The sequence below is a fragment of the Rothia sp. 27098_8_27 genome (assembly GCF_041432805.1).
GTDB lineage: Bacteria > Actinomycetota > Actinomycetes > Actinomycetales > Micrococcaceae > Rothia > Rothia mucilaginosa.
In genome coordinates, this window is record NZ_JAPWAJ010000001.1 from 340,576 (window position 1) to 362,281 (window position 21,706).

Sequence of the window (21,706 nt, forward strand, 5' to 3'; positions counted from 1 at the left end):
ACCACGTACGTTCGCCTCGCGGGTTAGCGGCGCGGGGTTGCCAGCTCGCCGTTCAGCACGGTCGGGTGGCCAGCGTAGAAGGTTGCACGAATCGAGCCGGGCACCTCCATGTCGCGGTAGGGGTTGTTCTTACCCTTGGTTGCCTGCTCCTCCGGCTTGATGACGCGGGTTGCCTTCGGGTCGACCAGCACAATGTTTGCCGGTTCGCCTTCGGCAAGCGGGCGGCCCTGCTCGGCCTCCAGACGGCCAATCTTCGCGGGCTGCTCGGAGAGGATGCGTGCCACGTCGCGCCAGGTAATCATGCCGGTGTCAACCAGGGTCATCTGGATGATGGACAGTGCCTGCTCCAGGCCGGTCATGCCGTTCGCGGCGCACGCCCACTCGCATTCCTTGGTCTCTGCCGGGTGCGGTGCGTGGTCGGTACCAATCACGTCGATGATGCCGTCAGCAACTGCCTGACGCAGCGCCATGACGTCCTCTTCGGTGCGCAGCGGCGGGTTCACCTTGAAAATCGGGTCGTAGGTGCGTGCGGTCTCGTCGGTGAGCAGCAGGTGGTGCGGGGTTGCCTCCGCAGTCACCTTCACGCCGCGGGACTTAGCCCAACGCACAACCTCAATGGAGCCCTTGGTGGACAGGTGGCAGATGTGCAGCTTGGAGTCCAGGTGCTCAGCCAGCAGCACGTCGCGGGCGATAATTGCCTCTTCAGCGACGGCGGGCCAACCGGTCAGACCCAGGTCAGCGGACACCTTACCTTCGTTCATCTGGGCGCCTTCGGTCAGGCGCGGCTCCTGCGCGTGCTGCGCAATGACGCCGTCGAAGGTCTTGACGTATTCGAGGGCGCGGCGCATCACGGCGGGGTCGTACACGCACATGCCGTCGTCAGAGAACACGCGCACGTTCGCGGTGGAGTTCGCCATGCCGCCAATGTCGGAGAGGCGCTCGCCCTTCAGGCCCACGGTCACTGCGCCGATGGGCTGCACGCGGCACCATGCGGATTCCTTGCCGAGGCGGTCAACCTGCTCAACGACTGCGGCGGTGTCTGCCACGGGCATGGAGTTTGCCATCGCGAACACTGCGGTGTAGCCGCCCAGGGCTGCCGCGCGGGTGCCGGTCTCGACGGTTTCGGATGCCTCGTAGCCGGGCTGACGCAGGTGGGTGTGGATGTCGACCAGGCCGGGCAGCGCCACCTGGCCTGCCGCCTCGACGACCTGTGCGTCTGCGGCGTCAATGTTCTCTGCGATGCGGCTAATCACGCCGTCCTCGATGAGGATGTCGGCGACCTTTTCGCCGTAGAGGCTTGCGCCCTTGATCAGGTACTTGCTCATGGTGTTGGTTCCTCTCGTTAGGAAGGTCGTTTAGGATTCGTCGCCGGCGTAGAGCTTGGCGCTGGAGCCGTCGGTCAGAAGCAGATAGAGCACCGCCATACGCAGCGCCACGCCGTTGCTGACCTGGCGCAGGACCCAGGAGTTGGTGGCGTCGGCGGCTTCGGTGCAGATTTCCAGGCCGCGGTTCATGGGGCCCGGGTGCAGGATTGCGACCGGCTGCGGCTGTGCCTGCAGGGCTGCGAAGCGTTCGGCGGTCAGGCCCCACAGCTCGGTGTATTCCTCTGCGGAGGGGAAGTACGCGGCGTTCATGCGTTCCTTCTGGATGCGCAGCAGCATGACGGCGTCGGGGTTGGTGGCGATAGCTTCGTCGAAGTCGTGGAAGATTTCTACGCCAGCTTCTTCAATCCAGGAGGCGGTGTTCAGCGGCAGCAGGGTCGGCGGCGCGACGAAGACGACCTGTGCGCCGAGGGTGTGCAGCAGCCAGAGGTTGGAGCGTGCCACGCGCGAGTGCAGGATGTCGCCAACGATGAGCACACGCATGCCGGACAGGTCGGTGCCGCGGGGGCTGTCGAGGCCGTCGCGTTCTGCCTTGTACTGGCGCAGGGATACGGCGTCGAGCAGTGCCTGGGTGGGGTGTGCGTGGGTGCCGTCGCCCGCGTTGAGTACGGGGATGTCGGTCCAGCCTGCCTCGGCGAGGCGCTGCGGCGCGCCGGATGCCGAGTGGCGGATCACGAACGCATCCGCGGCAATCGCCTTGAGGGTCTGCGCGGTGTCCTTGAGCGACTCGCCCTTAGACAGGGAGGAGCCAGATGCGGAGAAGTTGGTGACGGCGGCGCCCAGGCGCTTCTCTGCGGCTTCGAAGGAGAGGCGGGTTCGGGTGGAGTCCTCGAAGAAGAGGTTGACGACGGTCTTGCCGTTGAGCACGTTGAGGGTGCGGTTTTCGGCTTTGACCTGCGCCATGTAGTCGGCGACGTCAAGGATTTCGATGGCTTCTTCGCGGGTTAGTTCGCGGGTGTCGAGCAGATGCTTCATGAGAGCCCTCCCAGCTGGATAATGTCAACTCGGTCTGTTGCGTTGTCGGTTTCAGTCAGTACGACGCGCACGGTTTCGCTGGCGCTGGTGGGCAGGTTTTTGCCCACGTGGTCGGCGCGGATGGGTAGTTGCCGGTGTCCGCGGTCTACGAGGACTGCCAGGCGTACGAGGGCGGGTCGCCCGTGGGCGTTGAGTGCGTCGAGGGCGGCGCGTACGGTGCGACCGGAGTAGAGGACGTCGTCAACGAGGACTACGGTTTTGCCTTCAATGCCGATGCTGGGCATGATGCTTTCCCCTGTGGTGTCTGGGGAGGTGGTGCCGCCGGTTCGCTGGTCGTCGCGGTAGGCGGTGATGTCCAGGGCGCCGATTCGTGTTTCTGCGTTGAAGTTCGGCTCGATGGCTTGGATGCGGGCTGCGAGTCGTACGGCGAGGGGCACGCCGCGGGAGCGGATGCCGATGAGTACGAGGTTTTCTACGCCTTTATTGGTTTCAATAATTTCGTAGGCGATGCGGGTGAGGGCGCGGCGGATTTCGTCCTCGCTGAGGATGGTGCGGCCGACGGTGGTCGCGTTCTCGGAGGTGCTTTGAGGGGTTGCCGAATGGGGGGCTGCGGTTAGATTTCGCCCCTGATTCGCGCCGGATGTGGGTACAGCTGACCCAGGCATAGCCGTCTCCTTCCCCGCCTCACGGGACGGATTTAAAGGTTTTGTGCTTCTAGTAGGGTACCACAGTTCACAGGCTACGTTCAGGTTCGGCGAGAGACCGCTCACTTGCATGCAACGCATAGAAAGACTTCCTGACCGGCGCGTACCCTCGGTAAGTTCACCACACATTGGACCGGGGAGAGCCCCAATGACCATTGGAGACGGCTATCTGACCCGCCGCAATATAAGATGAAAAGGTTACATCTCTATCAACTCACACTATTTAGGAGAGTTCATGACCGCCTCCGGCACTCCTGCCGACGTTTCGACGAAGACGTCGATGGACTTTGATGGCTTGATTCATCAGCTTCGAGATACTGCTCGTAATACCCGCGAACAGGGCGACCGTTTGGAGCGCCTGACTAAGCTGTTCCTGACCCAGGACAGCATCCAGAGCCGCCTGTACAAGGGTGTGCATCTGTGGAATGAGTGGGATGGCCGCGAGGGCTTTGGCGATATTGGTATCGACCTGGTGGCTGAAAATGTTGACGGCGGCGTAACCGCTATTCAGTGCAAGTTCTACGATGAGCAGAGCACGATTGCTAAGGAAAATATTGATTCCTTTATTGCGGCTTCCGGTCGTGAACCGTTTACGCACCGCATTATTGTGTCCACGACCGATAAGTGGTCGAAGAATGCGGAGAAGATGTTGGAGGAGCAGCGCTTCCCTGTGCAGCGTATGGGCCTGCAGAATTTCCGTGATTCTAATATCGACTGGTCGACCTATTCTCTGGATGACCCGAGCGAGCAGCAGGTTGGTCACAAGCCGCATAAGGAGCTTCGTCCGCACCAGGACCGAGCTATTACGAATACCTTGATTGGTCTGCAGAAGAACGACCGCGGCCAGCTGATTATGGCTTGCGGTACCGGTAAGACTTTTACCGCTATTCGCCTGGCTGAGAAGTTTGCCGAGCAGAATGGCGGTCACGCGCGTGTGCTCTTTATGGTGCCTTCCCTAGCGCTTATGTCGCAGTCCATTTCGGAGTTCTCGAACGAGATTGAGGGTCCGTTCCATGCTTATGCGGTGTGCTCCGATTCGAAGGTGGGCCGCGAGAGGAAGCGCGGTGGCGCTAATGCTGATCTGGCTGATCTGCGTGTTGAGGACCTGCAGCTGCCCGCTACGACGGACGGTGCCGAGTTGGCGAAGGCAATGAATGCTAACCCGCTGGATGAGGGCCTCGAGGTGGTCTTCTCTACCTACCATTCCATTGATGCTGTGTCTGCGGCTCAGGCTGCGGGTGTCGGCGACTTTGACCTGATTATTTGCGATGAGGCACACCGCACGACTGGTGTGACTCTGGCGGATGAGTCGGAGTCGAACTTCGTGAAGATTCACGACAATACGTGTGTGGCGGGCCGCAAGCGCGTCTACATGACGGCTACCCCCAAGATTTTTAATGAGGACACGAAGTTCCAGGCAAGCGAGAAGGCCGCCGTGCTCTGTTCCATGGATGACATGGACACCTTCGGTCCGGTGTTCTACCGTATTGGCTTTGGTGAGGCCGTGGAGAAGGGCCTGCTGACCGATTACAAGGTGCTGGTGCTGGGTGTTTCTGAGTCGCAGGTTGCGGCCTCTTTCCAGAACCTTCTGGCTGACGAATCTAACGAACTTGCCATTGATGATGTGGCGAAGCTGGTGGGTTGTTGGAACGGTCTCGCTAAGCGCCGTAGCGGTGAGCTGGAGGCTTCCTTCGGCAATGACATCGCTCCCATGAAACGTGCCGTGGCGTTCAACCGTTCGATTAAGGATTCCCAGAAGATTGAGCGCGAGTTTGAGGACCTCGTGCGCATTAACCTGCGTAGCCCTGAGAACGACGACCTGACCGATGACCTGGGCGTGCAGGTTCGCCACATTGATGGCGGTTTTAACGCGCAGAGCCGTGCCGAGCTCCTGAACTGGCTCAAGCAGGAGCCGAACGAAGAGGGCAAAATTTGTCGTATCCTGACGAACGCTCGCTGCTTGACTGAGGGCGTGGACGTTCCGAATCTTGACGCGGTGCTCTTCCTGAATCCCCGTAATTCGATGGTGGATGTCATTCAGGCTGTGGGTCGCGTGATGCGCCGTGCCGAGGGTAAGAAATACGGCTATATTATTCTGCCGATTGCTATTCCTGAGGGTGTATCTACCGCTGAGGCTCTGAGCGATAACAAGCGTTACAAGGTGGTGTGGCAGGTGCTTCAGGCTCTCCGGGCGCACGATGAGCGTATGGACGCAACGATTCACCAGATTGAGCTGAATGCCTCCAACCCCGAGTCGATTATTGTGCAGACCGTTGATCTGGCTCCGAAGAAGGAGAAGGACAGCATCGGCGCGAACGATACTGAGGTGCCGGATGATTCCATTACTCTGGGTGAGCAGATGACTCTGACTTTCCCCGCGCAGGAGTGGAAGGACGGCGTATACGCCAAGATTGTGGATAAGGTGGGTACCCGCGAGTATTGGGGTGACTGGGCGCAGGATATTGCGACCATCGCAGACCGCCATATCAAGATGATTCGTGGCCTGCTGGATAAGGCGAGCCCCGAAAGCGAGCTACGCACCATCTTTGCTCAGTTTGTAGAGGGTCTGCAGCAGACCTTGAACCCCACGATTGATGAGGACCAGGCTATTGAGATGCTGGCACAGCACCTGATTACGAAGCCTGTCTTTGACGCTATGTTTGCTGGGCACCGCTTTACCGAGCTGAACCCGATTTCGCTTGCCATGCAGAACGTGGTGGACCACCTGAACGCGAACGCGGCATTTGAAAAGGAGCGTGAGTCGCTGTCGGCGTTCTACGAGTCGGTTCAGCGCCGTGTGAAGGGCCTTGATAACGCGGAGGCGAAGCAGCACGTAATTAAGGATCTTTACGATAAGTTCTTCCAGAATGCTTTTCCCCAGGTTGCAAAGCGTCTGGGTATTGTCTTCACCCCTGTTCCGGTGGTGGACTATATCCTCCGCTCTGCGGATGTGGCTATGCGGGAGTCCTTCGACAAGTCACTGTCTGATGAGGGCGTGAGCATTATTGAGCCCTTCGTGGGCACGGGTACATTCATCACCCGCCTGCTGCAGCTGGGTCTGATTCGCCCGGAGGACCTGGAGCGTAAGTACACCCGTGAGCTGTTCGCGAATGAGATTGTGCTGCTCTCGTACTACATTGCGGCAATTAACATTGAGACAGTGTACGGTGAGGTGGCGAAGGAGCACGGTCTGGGGACGGAGTATGTGCCGTTTAACGGCATGGTCCTGACCGACACTTTCCAGCTCTCCGAGTCTGCACATCAGCTGGATAACCCTGCGTTCCGCGCCAATAGCGAACGTGCGGAGCGTGAGCTTCAGCAGGATATTCGGGTGATTGTGATGAACCCTCCATACTCGATTGGAGACAAGGAGGCTTACGAGGAGAATGATTCGACTAAGAAGTACACGCACCTGGATAATCGCATTAAAAGTACTTATGCTGCACGTTCTTCCTCTGGTCAGAAGAAGAGCCTCTATGATTCTTACGTTCGCGCAATTCGATGGGCATCTGACAGAGTGCAGGATAGCGGAGTAATTGCTTTCGTATCAAACGGTTCATTCATTGATGGCAATACTGCAGATGGCCTGCGCAAGTGCTTTGTGGATGAATTTTCAAAAATCTACGTCTATAACCTGCGCGGTCATCAGTACACCTCAGGCGAAAAATCGCAACGCGAGGGCGGTAAAATTTTTGGTTCGGGTTCCCGCACATCTATTGCTATCTGCGTACTTGTGAAGGACCCCTCGCACACGGGTGAGGCCGTGCTGCACTACCGCGATATTGGCGATTACCTGAGCCGTGAGGAGAAGCTCAACATTATCTCTCAGGAAGGTTCTATCGCGAATACCGAGTGGGAGGTCATCGTTCCCAACGAGGCTGCCGACTGGATTAATCAACGTGATGAACAGCGCTATCAAACTTATCAGCCTATCGCAGATAAAGATTATAAGGGTAAAGCAAATACGCCTGCAGTCTTTGAGAATTACTCTAATGGAATGAAGACTAACCGCGACCCTTGGGTCTACAATTTCTCTTCTGAAGTTGTAGAGTCCAATGTAAGTCGTATGCTTAGTTTTTATCACGAGCAACTTGAGACTGAAATTTACAGTAAAGATGAAACAAAGATTAGCTGGAGCGATAAGTTAAAAACTCGCCGGAAAGGACGCAAGGCTATCCCCTTTGTACCTGAAAGCGTACGGGAGTCAATGTACCGCCCATTCTGCAAACAATATCTGTACTCTGAGAAAAATCTCATTGAGCGCCCAGGCGTTTTCTCAAAATTTTTCCCCACACCAAAACACAATAACTTGGTATTTGGTTTTACTGGAGGCGGTTCAACTTTAGAGTTTAGTGTACTGACGGTCAGCATCCTTCCTGACTATGAATTAATTTCAAAAGCTCAGTGGGTGGCGCTGTACACTTACGAACCAGTCATGGCCGATGATGGAGGTTTCAATCTTAACTTCGGCGGAGGCGAGGTCGTGGATGGTTACACCCGCAAGGAGAACATGACCGACGCCACCCTGGCGGCATACCACAGCACCTATGGTGACGAGAGTATCGTGAAGGAGGATATCTTCTACTACATCTACGCGCTGTTGCACCACCCGGAGTACCGTGAGAAGTACGCGGCGGATTTGAATAAGGTACTTCCGCGCATCCCGCTGGTAAAGGGTTTCTGGGAGTACTCGCGTGTTGGTCGCGCCCTGGCTGAACTGCACCTGGGCTACGAGAGCGTGGAGCCTTACCCGCTCGATGAGGTGGTCTCCTCCCCCGTTCCCGAGGATTTCGAGGAGCGCTTCGAGTTCTACCGGGTGCAGGAGCTGCAGTTCAACCCCGAGGAAGACAAAACCTTCATCAAATACAACAGTCGCCTAACTCTCAAAGGTATCCCCGAGGAAGCCCACGAGTACCAGGTGAACGGTAAGTCCGCTCTGGGATGGGTTATCGACCGTTACCAGGTGACGACTGATAAGAAGTCGCTCATTACGAATGACCCGAACGATTACTGCCGTGCCGTCAACAACCCGCGGTACATCGTGGACCTGATCAAGCGCCTGGTGACTGTCTCGCTGGAGACTCAGAAGCTGGTGGGTACGCTCCCCCGCTTCGAGGTGCTGGAGGACAACGCCTAACCTGGCTTGCGAGAGAGCTAATGAGATAAAGGGGAGAGCCCCACCGTGCACTACGAACGGTGGGGCTCTCCCCATTCTGGCACTCCCCGGATACATAAAAACCCGGCTAACCTGTAGCAAACTACAAGTTAGCCGGGTTTTCTGTACTCATTCCGCTAGTGGGCACCTTGCCCAAAAGCAGCCGAAGCACATTGTACAGGACACATCAGCTACTCGCTTTGAGCTACTGCGGTCGCCTCGCTCGTAGCGTCTGCTTCGTCTCCGCAACCGTTATGAAGGGTCTCAGACTTGATAACAACAAACGCATTATCTTCAGAACGGCGAACAACAAAGACCCGTCGCGTTAGCTGCGGGTCCTTAAATTTCTTACCCTCAGCAGAGCGAACGTTGCTCCAGTCTTCACAGAACGTGATGGTTGCGCCGGTGTTGTATGAGACAGAACCATCGTCGTTCATGGTTCCATAGGTGACTGGATCGATGTTATTGAAGGCAATTTCGCCCTTGATAGGACCGTGGTTTTCTTCTGTGAACTTTTGAATATTCTCCACTTCCTCCTTTGTGTCTTCCAGGAAGTTTTTATGCACGTATCGGAGCAGCTCTTCATCGCTCGTGTGCTCCATGCTCCCATGCATCCATGCATTCCAAATGAGTCGGTACTGTTCCAACGCATCGTATGCAGCCTTGAGGGTCGCATCTGCTGCTTCCTTCGACGGGTTATCCAAATCAACGTTCGCACGAATCAGCACGGGCTCATAACCCGTCGGAGTGGGCGAAGGAGTGGGAGTTGCGGAAGCCTCAGCGCTTGCCGACTCAGTGCTCGCGGAAGTGGAAGCACTCGGTTCTGCGCTGACCTGCGCGCCGCCGGAACAAGCAGACAGGGTCAGCATCATTGCCGCAGAGAGCGCGGCAATAGAAGTACGGTTGAACATCATTGTTAGTTCTTTTCTGGTGTGTGGTTGTGTAAACCGCAGAATTATCCACGCAACAACGTGTGGAATTCAGCGGAATGTTATCGGTTGATGCCATTACCCTAACATATATCCACGGAGCACACACCCCGGCTCGCTATTTGTCCATTTTGGCAATGTTCCGTTCATATAGGTGCAGACAAGGGCATATCTGAGGTATGCATAGAGGCGCATACCGGGCACGCAGGGCGGGGGCTCCGTCCTCAAGGCGCTCAGCGCCGCAGAGGGGGCACTCCCCCGCCCACGGGCTCCGGTGAAGCCTCAACTGTTGCTAACAAACCCAGCAAGCGCATCCGCACCCAATACGGAACCCCACGCAGAACTGCACCAACCAAACGCAACCTAGACACAGAAAAACCCCCGCCGTCCTGTAGCGAACTACAGTACGGCGGGGGTTTCACGTACGCTCCCCTGCGGGCGCATCCTCAACGGCAGCAAACCAACCAGCTACAGGCTGGCGGGCAGGCCGCGGCGGGACGTCTTACGCGAGCAGGGTCGGCTTCACCTGACGGAGCTTATCCAGCAGACCGTTCACGAACTTCGGAGATTCATTCGTGGACAGCACACGCGCCAGACCGACAGCCTCAGAAATTGCGACAGCATCCGGAACTTCGTCATTGTACAGAAGCTCCCAAGTGCCAATACGCAGCACGGCACGGTCCACGGCGGGCATACGCTCGAAGGACCAATCACGGGCGTAAGTCTCCACAAACTCGCGAATCTCTTCGTCGTGGTCGCGGACGCCACGGATAATTTCCTCAGAGTAAGCAGAAATCTGCGCTACCGTGTACAGTCGGCGGCGGCGGAGTACCTCAATATAATCTTCGTTGCGCTGATCCGCCTCGAAGAGCACTTCGAGGGCGCGCAATCGGGCTTTAGTACGCGAATTCATTAGTCGTTCACGCGACCGAGGTACTCACCGGTGCGGGTGTCAACCTTGACCTTGGTGCCGGTCTCCAGGAACAGGGGAACCTGGATCTCGTAGCCGGTCTCAACGGTTGCGGGCTTGGTGCCGCCGGTGGAGCGGTCACCCTGCAGGCCGGGCTCGGTGTAGGTGATTTCGAGGACCACGGATGCGGGCAGTTCGATGTACAGGGGGCTACCCTCGTGCATTGCGATGGTTGCGGTCTGGGACTCGAGCATGTAGTTTGCTGCGTCGCCGACAACGGTTGCGGGAACGTTGATCTGGTCGTAGGTCTTCATGTCCATGAAGACGTAGTCGTCGCCGTCCTGGTACAGGTACTGGTAGTCGGAGCGGTCAACGGTTGCGGTTTCGATCTTAGCGCCAGCGTTGAAGGTACGGTCGACGACCTTGCCGGAGGTAACGTTGCGCAGCTTGGTGCGGACGAACGCGCCACCCTTACCGGGCTTAACGTGCTGGAACTCTACGACGGACCAGAGGTTGCCGTCAATCTTCAGGACGGCGCCGTTCTTAATATCGGTAGTGGATGCCATGGGGCTCTCCTTCGTGTCATCGACGCTCACGCCGTAGTGGTACCCGGCGAGGCGCTAAGTTTTCAATGAGCAAAAATATGTCCCGTACATTCTACAGGATGCGCACGAATTTGCCTAGCAGGGACGCCACAGTTTTTCTGTGGCACCCCACCCGGCTGCCGCATGCTGGTGTGCATATGCTGGCAGCCGCGTGGCGGGTGCATCCGGTAAATGTACGGGACCCGTCACCTACTCGGTAATCTCCTGGTAGGTCATGTACAGGATCGAGTCGTCCGGCACCTCGTAGACGCGCGGGCGAGCCAAACCGTCAAGAATGATGAAGCGCAGCAGGTTGCCGCGTGCCTTCTTGTCGCGGCGCATTGCTTCGAGCAGCTGGGGCCATGCGTCTGCTTTGTAGGAGGTGGGCAGGCCCAGGGATTCGAGGATGCGGCGGGTGCGTGCCACGAGTTCTTCATCGGCGTGGCCGGTTGCCAGCGCCAGTTCGGCGGCGTAGACCATGCCGACGGACACTGCCGCGCCGTGACGCCACTGGTAGCGTTCGTTGCGTTCGATGGCGTGGGCGAGGGTGTGGCCGTAGTTTAGGATTTCGCGGCGGCCGGATTCGCGCAGGTCCTCGGAGACGACCTCCGCCTTCACGCGCACGCTGCGTTCAATGAGTTCACGCATCACGGCGGACTGCGAGTCGCGTACGGCGTTCGGGTTCGCCTCAATCAGGTCGAGAATTTCGGGGTCTGCGATAAAGCCGCACTTGACGACCTCACCCATGCCGGTCAGCAGCTCATGCTCGGGCAGGGTGCGCAGGGTGCCGATTTCGCAGAGCACCGCGGCGGGCGGCCAGAACGCGCCGACCAGGTTCTTACCCTCGGCGGTGTTGATGCCGGTCTTACCGCCGACGGCAGCGTCCACCATGCCGAGCAGGGTGGTCGGAATGTGAATAACGCGCACGCCGCGCAGCCAGGTTGCCGCGACGAATCCGGCAACGTCGGTAATAGCGCCGCCGCCCACGGAGATGATCGCGTCGGTGCGGGTGAAGTCGTTCTGACCGAGCACCTGCCAGCAGAACGCCGCCACCTGGTAGTGCTTGGCCTCCTCGGCATCGGGAATCTCGGCGCTGAACGACTCGTAACCCATCGCGCGCAGGTCCTCCATAACCAGCTCGCCCGTGGAACGCAGGGCACGTGGGTGAATCACGAGCACCTTCTTGGCGCGGTTGCCCAGAATTTCGGGGATTTTACCGAGCAGGTTGTGGCCGATGAGAACCTCATAGTTCTCACGCGGGGAGCTGCCGGTCACCGGGATGCGGGTGATATCTTCCGCGCCGGAGGCACCGAAAGTGGGGGTGGGCTGAGTGCTCATCATGTGTCCTTTCACAGGTGAGGGGTTATGCTTGGGGGCGCTGCGCGCGGGAGGCGCGGGTTGCGGTCACGTACGCCTGGATTTCAGCGGTCATCTCGGTGATGGGGCGGCCGCCTCGTGCGTCCAGGGTGAAGTGTGCCAGCTCTTCGTATCGGCTGCGGCGTCGCTCAAAAATTTCGGTCCACCGCTCGACCGGGTTCGGCTGCAGCAGCGGGCGGGTCTTGTTGCCGGTAATGCGCGGGGTGACGGTGTCAGCATCAACGAGGATGTACACTACGCATTCGTCCTTGAGCAGCTCCGCGACCGAGTCGGTCATGGGCGCGCCACCGCCCAGGGAGAACACAGTGTTGCGGTACACGGGCGAGGTGAGGACCTCTTCGATGGTTTTGCGTTCGAGCTCGCGGAAGTACGCCTCACCGAAAATCTCGAAGATTTCGGAGACTTCGCCGTAGCGTTCAACAATGAGCTGGTCGGCGTCGAGGAACTCGTAGCCGTAGAAACGCGCCAGGTGCGTACCAATGTAGGTCTTACCTGCCGCCATGGGACCAATGAGCACGATGGGGCGGGAGCGTTCCGCGAAGTTCTCGTGCATTTCACGCACCTGCTGCGGGTGGATGCGAGCGCCGCAGGCGGACTCGTCTTCTGCGAGCGCCTCTGCGGGGACGGTGAACTCTGCGGGTGCGGTGAGCTCTGCGGGTGCCACAGATTCAGCGGGGGTTGCGGGCAGTTCGGAAGCGTCGAAGGGCTTCTCCCCTGCCTGGTTCTCTTCTTCCGCGGGGGGCGCAGCGGGTACTGCGGGCGCGGCAACCTGAACCTTGCCGAACAGCGCCGGAGTCGGACGGACCGGCTTGGCGGGTTCAGCCGCGGGCACAGCTACGGAGGTTTCGGGCACACCTACGGGGGCTGCGGGCGTGACCGGTACAGGCTTGGGTTCAGCCTTCTGCACGGGAGCAGAAGCGGTAGCGCTCTCCCCCGCCGCTTCTGCAGGCTGAGCCTGCTTCGGAGGCGCCGGCTTGGGCGCTTCCGCCTTCGCGGGTTCCTTGCGGGGTTTCTCTTCAGCGGTGCCCATGCCCTGCAGGGCGCTGAGCAGCTTCAGGCGCAGGTCCTCGTCCAGGCCGAGCGCCGGGTCGGCGTCCTCAGACACCGAGGAGGCGTACAGGCGCACACCCTGCGTGCTCGCCGTAGCGGCGGCGGGCAGGGGGCGGGCGCCAGAACGCATCAGGTCAGCGGGGGTGGGCACGCGAGAAGCCGGGCGCGCAGAAGAAACTGACGCAGAAGAAACCGAGGCGGTAGCCTCACGCGCAACAGTCTCACGAACCCCAGCGCCAGCAACCTCAACAGCCCCAGCGCCCGCAGCCTCAACACTCTGCTCAGCCGCAGCAGGTACACCGGGTTCAGATACACCGGATTCTGCGCCGGATTCCGGGCGCGGCGAAGCGCCCCCTCGCGCACGCTGCGTTGCCGCAGCAATACGCGCAAGGGGGCTCGAAGCGACCGGGCGAACACCCTGCTCCACAGAAACCTCCCCGGAACCGCGACCCTTAGCGCCGCGGCCCTCAGACTCCGCCGGAAGGGGCACTACGCGTCCCAACCAGCCACGTTAGACTCCCACGCCAGAGACGCCGGAATGGCGTCCAGGTAGGAATCCATGTTGCGGCGAGTCTCACCAATCGAGTCGCCGCCAAACTTCTCCAGTGCAGCCTCAGCGAGCACCAGGGCGACCATAGCCTCCGCCACCACGCCGGCGGCGGGAACGGCACACACGTCCGAACGCTGGTGGTGGGCGCGAGCCTCTTCACCGGTGGAAGTGTCAATGGTCTTCAGAGCCTTCGGCACGGTCGCAATGGGCTTCATTGCCGCGCGCACACGCAGCAGGTCGCCAATGCTCATGCCGCCCTCAATACCACCTGCACGGTTGGTATCGCGGGTAACGCCGTGCTCACCAATGGAAATCTCGTCGTGAGCGGCAGTGCCCGGGCGGTCAGCGGTCGCGAAACCGTCGCCAACCTCAACGCCCTTAATAGCCTGAATACCCATCAACGCTGCGGCAAGGCGCGCGTCCAGGCGGCGGTCCCAGTGCACGTACGAACCCAGTCCGGGAGGCATACCGTACGCAAGCACCTCAACCACGCCGCCGAGAGTCTCGCCGTCTTTGTGAGCCTCGTCCACGCGCTGAACCATCGCGTCGGAGGTTGCCTTGTCGAAGCAGCGCAGCGGGTCAGCGTCCAGCTGGTCAACGTTGCGGGGCGAAGGCACCGGGGCGCCCTCGGGAGCGTGCACGCCACCCACAGCCACGGTGTGAGAAACCAGCTCAACACCCAGAGCCTTCAAAATCTGGGCGGCAACCACGCCAAGAGCCACGCGGGTCGCAGTTTCACGCGCGGAGGCGCGCTCCAGCACCGGGCGAGCCTCAGAGAAGTTGTACTTCTGCATACCCGCAAAATCGGCGTGACCGGGGCGCGGACGGGTCAGCGCAGCATTACGCGCACGGTTCTCAATCAGCTTCGGATCCACCGGGTCAGAGCTCATCACGTCAGTCCACTTGGGCCACTCGGTGTTCGCAATCTCAATCGCGACCGGGCCGCCCTGAGTCAGGCCGTGACGCACACCGCCCAGGATGCGCACGCGGTCCTCCTCGAACTTCATGCGGGCACCGCGGCCGTAGCCAAGGCGGCGACGAGCCAGGGCGTCACGCACCATGTCGCTGGTGAGTTCCACACCGGCGGGTACGCCCTCAATAATGCCGACGAGCGCCTCGCCGTGGGATTCTCCGGCAGTGAGCCAACGCAGAGCCATAGGTTAACCTCTTTTCATCGCACCCGCACCGCAGCGCAGGAGGAAGGAATAATAATTCTTCACGTGTATAAATAGTGTATAAAATGCCTGTTTACTGAGCGAGTGAAAGCACGCTTTTTTCACGAAACGGAAGCACGAGGCGCAAGATCAACCGCCGCGCACATCGCATTGATTAGACCCAGCAGTTCGGCGGGCTGCAGTTCACGGCCGGTGAACAGCAGCACCTGCTCCACCGCCTGATACAGCAGCATCTCCAGGCCAGAAACCACCGTGCCACCGTTCGCCTCCCAGGCACTCGCCAGCACCGAAGGCCACGGGTTATACGCAACATCGAGCAGTACCGGCTGGTGCGTTGCGGAGGCACCTTTCAGCCCGCTCAGCTGGCTCGCCCACTCATCCGCCGCATGGGCAGGAAGAGTAGACACCACCGGGTGATGACCGCGCTCCGCAAGGTTCTGCGGCAAATCAGCAAGGGAAACCTGCTCCAGCTGAACGCCCAGGCGGTCCGCTGCCTCCTGCACGCTACCGAGCTTATGCAGCGAACGGGCGTACACGCTCACACGGGAATACCCCAGCTGATGCAGTGCGGTCAGGGCGGAAATAGCGGTCGCTCCCCCGCCCACAATCGCGGCAGAATCCTTAAGCGGTTCCGGCTCCAAACCGGCGTGGCGCAGCGCGTTTACGATGCCGATCACATCCGTGTTATCGCCCAGCACCTTCTCACCGCGCGGATACACCGTGTTCACCGCACCGGTCACTCGGGCAGTCTCACTCAGCTCATCGCAATACTTGATGACGGCGGTCTTCAACGGCATCGTCACCGACAGGCCCGCAATATACGGGGCGTCCTCCGTACCGTCCGGGTGGCGCACCCCGCGCATAATCGCCGGCAAATCATCAGGCAGAGTATCGCGGCGCTTATAACCCAAATTCTGCTCACCCAAAAAGTCATACGCGGCACGATGCAGCGCAGGCGACAGCGAATGCGCAATAGGGTGCCCCAGCACGTAGGCGCGGCGAAGATACGGGGCCTCACGGTACGGTTCAGTCTTCATCGATACTCTCTCGCTCTCAACGCTGGGGAACGCTCTCAACACTCAACGCTCGGGGCTTGCGGGCTTGCGGACACGCACGCCACGAACCCGCGTTCATGGGCGCACTCTACCCATTTTAAGGGACAAACCAATATTCGGGTACAGCAAAGGCGGGCACCTCCCCCACTCTCGTGGAGGCGGTACCCGCCTCAGCAAGGAACCTTCACGCCGAAGCTACCAAATCGTAGCTACCAGCTAAACCAATGAGCTACAACTTAGCTACAGCGGTTCGGGTGCTTAGAACACCACTGGTTGTACTCTTCAACGTAACGCTGGTGCTCAGCATACGTGCGGGAGTACTTAGTCTCACCGGAATCCAGGTCCACAGTCACCCAGTAGTAGTACGGGTTCTTCTCAGGAGCCGCAGCAGCCTTAATCGAAGCCAGCTGCGGGGAACCAATCGGACCCTTCGGAAGACCCTTATTCGCATAAGTGTTGTACTTATTGCTCTTATCGGCCTTCTGCTCTTCAGTCAGGTGGTACGAGCGGACACCCAGACCGTAGGTCACGGTCGCATCCGACTGGATCAGACCCGAAGTCTCACCATCGGGGTTGTTCAGACGATTCTCAATGATGCCTGCAACCGCCACGTAGTCCTTCGGCTGAGCCTCAAGCTCCACGATGGAGGCGATGGTCAGAACCTCAAAGATCTTCTGATCGCCGCTCACGCCGGCTTCCTTCAGGTCAGCCTTGGTCTTATCAACCATGGTCTGAATGACCTTCTTGATGTCGGTGCCCTTCGGGAAGCGGTACTCACCCGGGTGCAGCCAACCCTCAATCGAGGGGAAGTTGCTCGGCACACCGTACTGGGTGTAGTTGCTGACCGCGTCCTCAACCTGCTTGCGGGTGAACGCGCCATCGGAGCCAGAAACAATCAGATCGATGGTCTCGCTCACGCGCTTACCCTGCGGAATCGCCAGGTACAGTACGTTGCTGTTCGCCTCGATAATGGTCGTAATCGCGCTCGAGCTGCTCATGTGCTGCTGCAGTTCGTAGGTGCCAGGCTGCAGGTACTTGCCCTTGCTCTCCTTGGTGTACACCTCAACGAACTTATCAGCATCAGCAATGATGCCCGCCGCCTCAAGCTCCTGCGCCACCTGCGCGGTGGACTGGCCGGAACGAATCGTGAAGGTCACGGTCGTACCATTGCCGCCACCCGAGTAGTCACGAGTCTTGAACGGGTCATAGCGAGTAATCAAGGCACCCGAAATGATGACCAGAGCCACCACAAACAAGGAAATAGCGCTCAGCATGATGGCGCGGCGGCGGCGCTTACGCGCACGCAACGTAGCCACCGACACGATTTCCTGTTCCATCGTGATGCCGGTGATGCCCTTACGTTCATCCTCGGCTGTCGGCCTAAAGAGGTCGAGCCCGCTCTCTTCGGGATGTTTATTCTGTTCGGTCACTGAAGGTTCTCCGTTTCGTTGACGGCACCGACCGTGGTCCCTTCTGACTCGGACGGTCGGTTTTCTTCGTGGGCCGGATCGCTCACCTTGTACCCGGCTACGGACTGCCCCGCCTTGAGGGCATCCAGGCTGTACTGCAAAATGTTCACAGCCGCCACCTGGTCAACCATAGTCTTGAAATCTCGGCTGGAAACCCCAGCCTCGTGCAGTGCACGGTGAGCGCTCACGGTGGTGAGTCGCTCATCCACCAGCCAAATGTTAATGTGTGTTTTCTCTTCGGCATCCAGCTCGGAGCGCAGAGCCTGAGCGTATTCCCGAGCCATCTCCGTGGAGGGAGAATCCCCACCACGCATGGTCTTCGGAAGCCCGACGAAAACCTCCACCACCTCGTTCACCTCAATCAGCTTACGCAAAACACGGCGGTCAGAGTTCTTCTTCGCGTCGCGGCGCAGCGTCTTGAGCGGGGTGGCGAGAATACCGTCGGGGTCGCTGAGGGCGGTGCCGACGCGGGCGTTACCCACATCGACACCCATCCGCACTCCGCGCTGGAATTCTGCCATGTTTAGGCCTGAGCCTGTGCGATAGCGTCGCGGACAGCGTCCAGTGCAGCACCAATCTTGGATGCATCCTGGCCACCACCCTGAGCGACGTCGTCCTTACCGCCGCCACCGCCGCCGAGAACACCGGCAGCGACGCGGACCAGAGCGCCAGCCTTCACGCCAGCCTCGCGAGCACCCTCGTTGGTTGCCACCAGGACGACGGGGCGGCCATTAGCCACACCCACCACAGCGACAACCGCAGCCTCGGAGCCGAAGCGCGAACGCAGATCCAGAGCCAGCTCACGAACGCCGTTAGCGTCCAGTTCGCCAGCGTCATGCGCCAGAACGCGAACAGAACCGATGGTCTGTGCGTTCTCCAGCAGCTTGCCAGCCTCAGCCTGCAGCTTCTCGCGGCGCAGCTGAGCCAGTTCCTTCTCAGCAGCCTTCAGCTTAGCGAGAGTCTGGTTAATCTTCTCCGGCAGATCAGCGGAAGACTGAACCTTCATCAGGCCGGTCAGCTGGTTCACCAGGGTACGCTCAGCTGCCAGGTGGTTGAAGGAGTCCAGACCCACCAGGGCCTCGACGCGGCGGTTGCCGGAGCCCACGGAGCTCTCGGTCAGCAGCGACAGCGAACCAATCTCAGCGGACGAACCAACGTGGGTACCACCGCACAGCTCGCGGGAGAACTCGCCGCCGATTTCAACAACACGCACCACGTCGCCGTACTTCTCGCCGAAGAGGCTCATAGCGCCCAGAGCCTTAGCCTCAGCAATCGGCATCTCACGAGTAATCACCTCGTGGTTATCGCGGATAGCGAGGTTAGCAACCTCTTCAACCTCACGCTTAGCGGACTCAGACAGGCCCTCGCCCCACGCGAAGTCGAAGCGCAGGTAGCCTTCCTTGTTGAAAGAGCCACGCTGGGTAGCCTCGTTGCCGAGCACCTGGTGCAGGGCAGCGTGAATGATGTGGGTACCGGAGTGTGCCTTCTCACCGTCGCGGCGGCGCTGAACATCAACCTGTGCCACAACATCGGCACCGGTGTGAACCTCACCCTCACGCACAACGGCGCGGTGAACGCTCAGACCCTTCACGGGCTGCTGAACGTCCTGAACGTCAATGATGAAACCGTTGCCGGTAATAACACCGGTATCAGCTGCCTGGCCACCAGCCTCCGCGTAGAACGGGGTCTCGTCCAGGACAACCTCAATCTTGTCGCCAGCCTTAGCGGCGGGCACGGAAACGCCGTCCACCAGGATTGCACGCAGCTTAGTCTCAGTACGCAGCTCGGTGTAACCGGTGAAGATGGAGCCACGCTCATCCACGAGCTTACGCAGCTCGGACAGGTCAGCAAACGCGCCCTTCTTCGCCTTAGCGTCAGCCTGCGCACGGTGACGCTGCTCAGCCATCAGCTCGCGGAAGGACTTCTCATCCACCTTCACGCCAGCCTCAGCAGCCATCTCCAGGGTCAGGTCAATCGGGAAGCCGTAGGTGTCGTGCAGAGCAAACGCCTCAGCACCAGAAACAGCGTTGGAGCCGTCCTTCTTAGCGGCAGCAACAGCCTCTTCCAGACGCTCAGTACCGGTCTCAATGGTGTGCAGGAACGCCTTCTCCTCAGCGTACGCAATACGGGAAATACGCTCGAAGTCGTCAGCAACGTACGGGAACGCACCCTTCATCGCATCACTCGAAGCCGGGAACAGCACGGGCAGGCAGGGCTCAGTTACGCCCAGCAGACGCATCGCGCGAATCGCACGGCGCATCAGACGGCGCAGAATGTAGCCGCGACCTTCGTTGGAGGGGGTCACGCCGTCAGCAATCAACATCAGCGAAGAGCGGATGTGGTCAGCCACCACGCGCATACGCACGTCATCCTCGTAGCCCTCGTCCTCAGCAGACTCAGAGCCGTGGTACTTCTTACCGGACAGCTTAGAAGCAGCGTCCAGAACGGGGCGAACCTGGTCGGTCTCGTAGAAGTTCTCAACACCCTGCAGCAGCATGGCAAGACGCTCAACGCCCAGACCGGTATCGATGTTCTTCTTCGGCAGATCACCCAGAATCTCGAAGTCATCCTTACCGATGCCCTCGCCACGCTGGTACTGCATGAACACGAGGTTCCAAATCTCAATGTAACGGTCATCGTCAGCCGCCGGGCCGCCTTCCTTACCGTAGGCGGGGCCACGGTCGTAGAAGATCTCCGAGTCGGGGCCTGCGGGGCCGGGCTGACCGGTGGACCAGTAGTTTTCCTTCATGCCCATACGCTGAATACGCTCAGCCGGGAAGCCCACCTTGTTGTGCCAAATGTCGAAGGCCTCATCGTCACCCTCATAAATGGTGACCCACAGGCGCTCCGGATCCAGGCCGAAACCGCCCTTATCCTGAGGGGTGGTCAGCAGCTCGTAAGCAAACGGAATCGCCTGCTCCTTGAAGTAATCACCGAAGGAGAAGTTACCAGCCATCTGGAAGAAGGTACCGTGACGCGCAGTCTTACCGACCTCTTCAATGTCCAGGGTGCGGATGCACTTCTGCACGCTGGTCGCGCGGGAGAACGGAGGGGTCTCACGGCCCAGGAAGTAGGGAATGAACGGCACCATACCGGCGATGGTGAACATAGCGCCGGGCTCGTTCGAAATCAGCGATGCCGAAGGCACCACAGTATGGCCGCGGGAAGCGAAGAAATCGATCCAGCGCTTGGAAATCTCCTGTGAGAGCATCTCGTTCCTTAGAGTAATCTGTGCGAAATTCTAAATTAGTCTACTGACCTATGGTGCCTGCCCGAGAGCAAAATGGCTAATCGAGCCAGTCTCGTACCGTGGTTAACGGACAAAAGCACCACCTTTAAAAACCTAGTTGAAGAAGCCGTCACCGAGCTGACGGTCACGCGCAATACGCTGCTCACGCGCTCGCTTCTGCGCCTCTTCCAAGGAGGCAATCTCAGCCTCCACCTCAATGAGTTCACGCTCAGCCAGGCGGCGGTTCGTGGACTCAATCTCAGCCGAGCTCATCTGGCGGTCCCACGTATCCAGGGAGCCAGGACGCAGATCCTGCTTCTGGCGCTCCACCTTAGCGTTGAGCTCCATCTCCTTCTCCTGCATGCCCTCACGCACGCGGGCGGCGAACTCAACAGCACGCAACGCATACGGCTGCAGGGGCTTGCCAATCGGCGAATCGAAGAACTTTCCCATCTGAGACTCCGGGTTGAGGGCAAGCTCACCGTGCTCACGCATGAGCAGGGCGCTGCCGGGGGTACGCTGAGCAGGTTCGGAGGCGGCACGCCTGGAAGCGAAGTAACCAACCGCCGCGCCGGCGCCGAGCAGAAGAGCTGAACGAAGCAGACCCATTAGTTCTCACCGCCTGCAGAGTAAGAGGACTGTGCCGAACCGTACTGGCCGCCAGCGTGGGTGTTGCCGGTGTTACCAGCGGTGCCGTGCGCATCGCCGGACTTACCGCCGCGGAACGCCTGACGCACACCGTACGAGAAGGACGCAACCTTAATCAGCGGCTGACCCACAGTCGAGGTCACCAGCGAGGACAGCGCAGAAACGTTCGCGGACGCATCCGAAACGTTCGAGGTGATGTCGTCAACCTTCTCCAGCTGCTCATTGGTGGTCACCACAGTGCGGGTCACCTCTTCGATGAGGGGGCCGGTGCTCTGGTTCAGCGAACGAATCGTCACGATAAGCTCATCAAACACCTTGGTCAGGCGAATAATGGGTAGCGCAAGAAGAGCCACCAGAATCGCAAAAACTCCTGCTGCAATCAGGCCCGCAATATCTCCGCCGGTCATCTATAACCCCATTCCGCTCAATGCATGATGCTTATCAATAGTCGTACAAAGCTGGACGCCACCGTGGCGTACAGCCGGATTGTGCATACAGTTCAGGACTGTATACA

16 protein-coding genes are annotated in these 21,706 nt (G+C 59.5%); 1 reads left to right on the forward strand and 15 read right to left on the reverse strand.

Going from position 1 to position 21,706, the window contains the following annotated elements; genetic code table 11:
* Positions 1–23 precede the first annotated feature (23 nt).
* Genes O3675_RS01295 through pyrR form a run of 3 tightly spaced genes read right to left on the reverse strand, consistent with a single transcriptional unit; the run spans position 24 to position 3,022 of the window.
* Positions 24–1,325 (reverse strand): dihydroorotase, encoded by a 1,302-nt coding sequence (locus O3675_RS01295; RefSeq protein ID WP_314067967.1) that lies wholly within the window; start codon positions 1,323–1,325, stop codon positions 24–26.
* Positions 1,326–1,355: 30 nt separating this feature from the next.
* Entirely contained in the window at positions 1,356–2,357 is a 1,002-nt protein-coding gene (locus O3675_RS01300; RefSeq protein WP_371570433.1) for an aspartate carbamoyltransferase catalytic subunit, read from the reverse strand.
* A complete protein-coding gene (pyrR, locus tag O3675_RS01305) occupies positions 2,354–3,022 on the reverse strand; it encodes a bifunctional pyr operon transcriptional regulator/uracil phosphoribosyltransferase PyrR (protein WP_371570435.1) in 669 nt (222 codons plus the stop codon). Before pyrR ends, O3675_RS01300 begins: the two co-directional genes overlap by 4 nt.
* Before the next feature lie 274 nt (positions 3,023–3,296).
* On the opposite strand from pyrR, the gene O3675_RS01310 reads away from it, so the two are divergent.
* Positions 3,297–8,198, forward strand: coding sequence for a DEAD/DEAH box helicase (locus tag O3675_RS01310; protein ID WP_371570437.1), 4,902 nt, complete (start codon positions 3,297–3,299; stop codon positions 8,196–8,198).
* A gap of 209 nt (positions 8,199–8,407) precedes the next feature.
* On the opposite strand, the gene O3675_RS01315 is transcribed toward O3675_RS01310, so the two are convergent.
* The 12 genes from O3675_RS01315 to O3675_RS01370 all read right to left on the reverse strand — a co-directional run bounded on the left by O3675_RS01315 (position 8,408) and on the right by O3675_RS01370 (position 21,599).
* Entirely contained in the window at positions 8,408–9,130 is a 723-nt protein-coding gene (locus tag O3675_RS01315; RefSeq protein ID WP_371570440.1) for a methyl coenzyme M reductase subunit gamma, read from the reverse strand.
* Positions 9,131–9,647: 517 nt separating this feature from the next.
* On the reverse strand, positions 9,648–10,058 hold the full coding sequence (gene nusB / locus O3675_RS01320) for a transcription antitermination factor NusB (protein ID WP_005505934.1): 411 nt from the start codon (positions 10,056–10,058) through the stop codon (positions 9,648–9,650).
* Positions 10,058–10,621: an elongation factor P gene (gene efp, locus O3675_RS01325; protein ID WP_005505932.1), complete on the reverse strand. Its 564-nt coding sequence runs from the start codon at positions 10,619–10,621 to the stop codon at positions 10,058–10,060. Before efp ends, nusB begins: the two co-directional genes overlap by 1 nt.
* Before the next feature lie 228 nt (positions 10,622–10,849).
* A complete protein-coding gene (gene aroB, locus O3675_RS01330; protein ID WP_044150414.1) occupies positions 10,850–11,977 on the reverse strand; it encodes a 3-dehydroquinate synthase in 1,128 nt (375 codons plus the stop codon).
* 25 nt (positions 11,978–12,002) lie between these two features.
* Positions 12,003–13,556, reverse strand: a complete 1,554-nt coding sequence (locus tag O3675_RS01335) for a shikimate kinase (protein ID WP_371570443.1) — start codon at positions 13,554–13,556, stop codon at positions 12,003–12,005.
* Complete coding sequence (gene aroC, locus O3675_RS01340; protein WP_315550817.1) at positions 13,556–14,773, reverse strand: chorismate synthase; 1,218 nt, start codon at positions 14,771–14,773, stop codon at positions 13,556–13,558. The genes O3675_RS01335 and aroC overlap by 1 nt, the downstream gene beginning before the upstream one ends.
* 119 nt (positions 14,774–14,892) lie before the next feature.
* Positions 14,893–15,828: a shikimate dehydrogenase gene (locus tag O3675_RS01345; RefSeq protein WP_371570446.1), complete on the reverse strand. Its 936-nt coding sequence runs from the start codon at positions 15,826–15,828 to the stop codon at positions 14,893–14,895.
* 254 nt (positions 15,829–16,082) lie between these two features.
* Positions 16,083–17,276 (reverse strand): endolytic transglycosylase MltG, encoded by a 1,194-nt coding sequence (gene mltG, locus O3675_RS01350; RefSeq protein WP_371570448.1) that lies wholly within the window; start codon positions 17,274–17,276, stop codon positions 16,083–16,085.
* Positions 17,273–17,836 carry a Holliday junction resolvase RuvX gene (gene ruvX, locus O3675_RS01355; protein ID WP_012903482.1) on the reverse strand — a complete coding sequence of 188 codons (564 nt, stop codon included), beginning with the start codon at positions 17,834–17,836 and terminating at the stop codon, positions 17,273–17,275. The genes mltG and ruvX overlap by 4 nt, the downstream gene beginning before the upstream one ends.
* 2 nt (positions 17,837–17,838) lie before the next feature.
* Complete coding sequence (alaS, locus tag O3675_RS01360) at positions 17,839–20,526, reverse strand: alanine--tRNA ligase (protein WP_371570451.1); 2,688 nt, start codon at positions 20,524–20,526, stop codon at positions 17,839–17,841.
* Positions 20,527–20,658: 132 nt separating this feature from the next.
* On the reverse strand, positions 20,659–21,153 hold the full coding sequence (locus O3675_RS01365) for a hypothetical protein (RefSeq protein WP_005508736.1): 495 nt from the start codon (positions 21,151–21,153) through the stop codon (positions 20,659–20,661).
* Positions 21,153–21,599, reverse strand: a complete 447-nt coding sequence (locus O3675_RS01370) for a DUF948 domain-containing protein (protein WP_005505916.1) — start codon at positions 21,597–21,599, stop codon at positions 21,153–21,155. The genes O3675_RS01365 and O3675_RS01370 overlap by 1 nt, the downstream gene beginning before the upstream one ends.
* Positions 21,600–21,706: the final 107 nt, after the last annotated feature.

What these genes read in the sequence shown, in the direction of transcription:
- efp (WP_005505932.1), bottom strand. Translation starts at nt 10,621, where the DNA reads ATGGCATCCACTACCGATATTAAGAACGGCGCCGTCCTGAAGATTGAC.
- alaS (WP_371570451.1), bottom strand. Translation starts at nt 20,526, where the DNA reads ATGCTCTCACAGGAGATTTCCAAGCGCTGGATCGATTTCTTCGCTTCC.
- O3675_RS01370 (WP_005505916.1), bottom strand. Translation starts at nt 21,599, where the DNA reads ATGACCGGCGGAGATATTGCGGGCCTGATTGCAGCAGGAGTTTTTGCG.
- aroB (WP_044150414.1), bottom strand. Translation starts at nt 11,977, where the DNA reads ATGAGCACTCAGCCCACCCCCACTTTCGGTGCCTCCGGCGCGGAAGAT.
- O3675_RS01345 (WP_371570446.1), bottom strand. Translation starts at nt 15,828, where the DNA reads ATGAAGACTGAACCGTACCGTGAGGCCCCGTATCTTCGCCGCGCCTAC.
- O3675_RS01295 (WP_314067967.1), bottom strand. Translation starts at nt 1,325, where the DNA reads ATGAGCAAGTACCTGATCAAGGGCGCAAGCCTCTACGGCGAAAAGGTC.
- ruvX (WP_012903482.1), bottom strand. Translation starts at nt 17,836, where the DNA reads ATGGCAGAATTCCAGCGCGGAGTGCGGATGGGTGTCGATGTGGGTAAC.
- nusB (WP_005505934.1), bottom strand. Translation starts at nt 10,058, where the DNA reads ATGAATTCGCGTACTAAAGCCCGATTGCGCGCCCTCGAAGTGCTCTTC.
- O3675_RS01310 (WP_371570437.1), top strand. Translation starts at nt 3,297, where the DNA reads ATGACCGCCTCCGGCACTCCTGCCGACGTTTCGACGAAGACGTCGATG.
- pyrR (WP_371570435.1), bottom strand. Translation starts at nt 3,022, where the DNA reads ATGCCTGGGTCAGCTGTACCCACATCCGGCGCGAATCAGGGGCGAAAT.
- O3675_RS01315 (WP_371570440.1), bottom strand. Translation starts at nt 9,130, where the DNA reads ATGATGTTCAACCGTACTTCTATTGCCGCGCTCTCTGCGGCAATGATG.
- aroC (WP_315550817.1), bottom strand. Translation starts at nt 14,773, where the DNA reads ATGGCTCTGCGTTGGCTCACTGCCGGAGAATCCCACGGCGAGGCGCTC.
- O3675_RS01365 (WP_005508736.1), bottom strand. Translation starts at nt 21,153, where the DNA reads ATGGGTCTGCTTCGTTCAGCTCTTCTGCTCGGCGCCGGCGCGGCGGTT.
- O3675_RS01300 (WP_371570433.1), bottom strand. Translation starts at nt 2,357, where the DNA reads ATGAAGCATCTGCTCGACACCCGCGAACTAACCCGCGAAGAAGCCATC.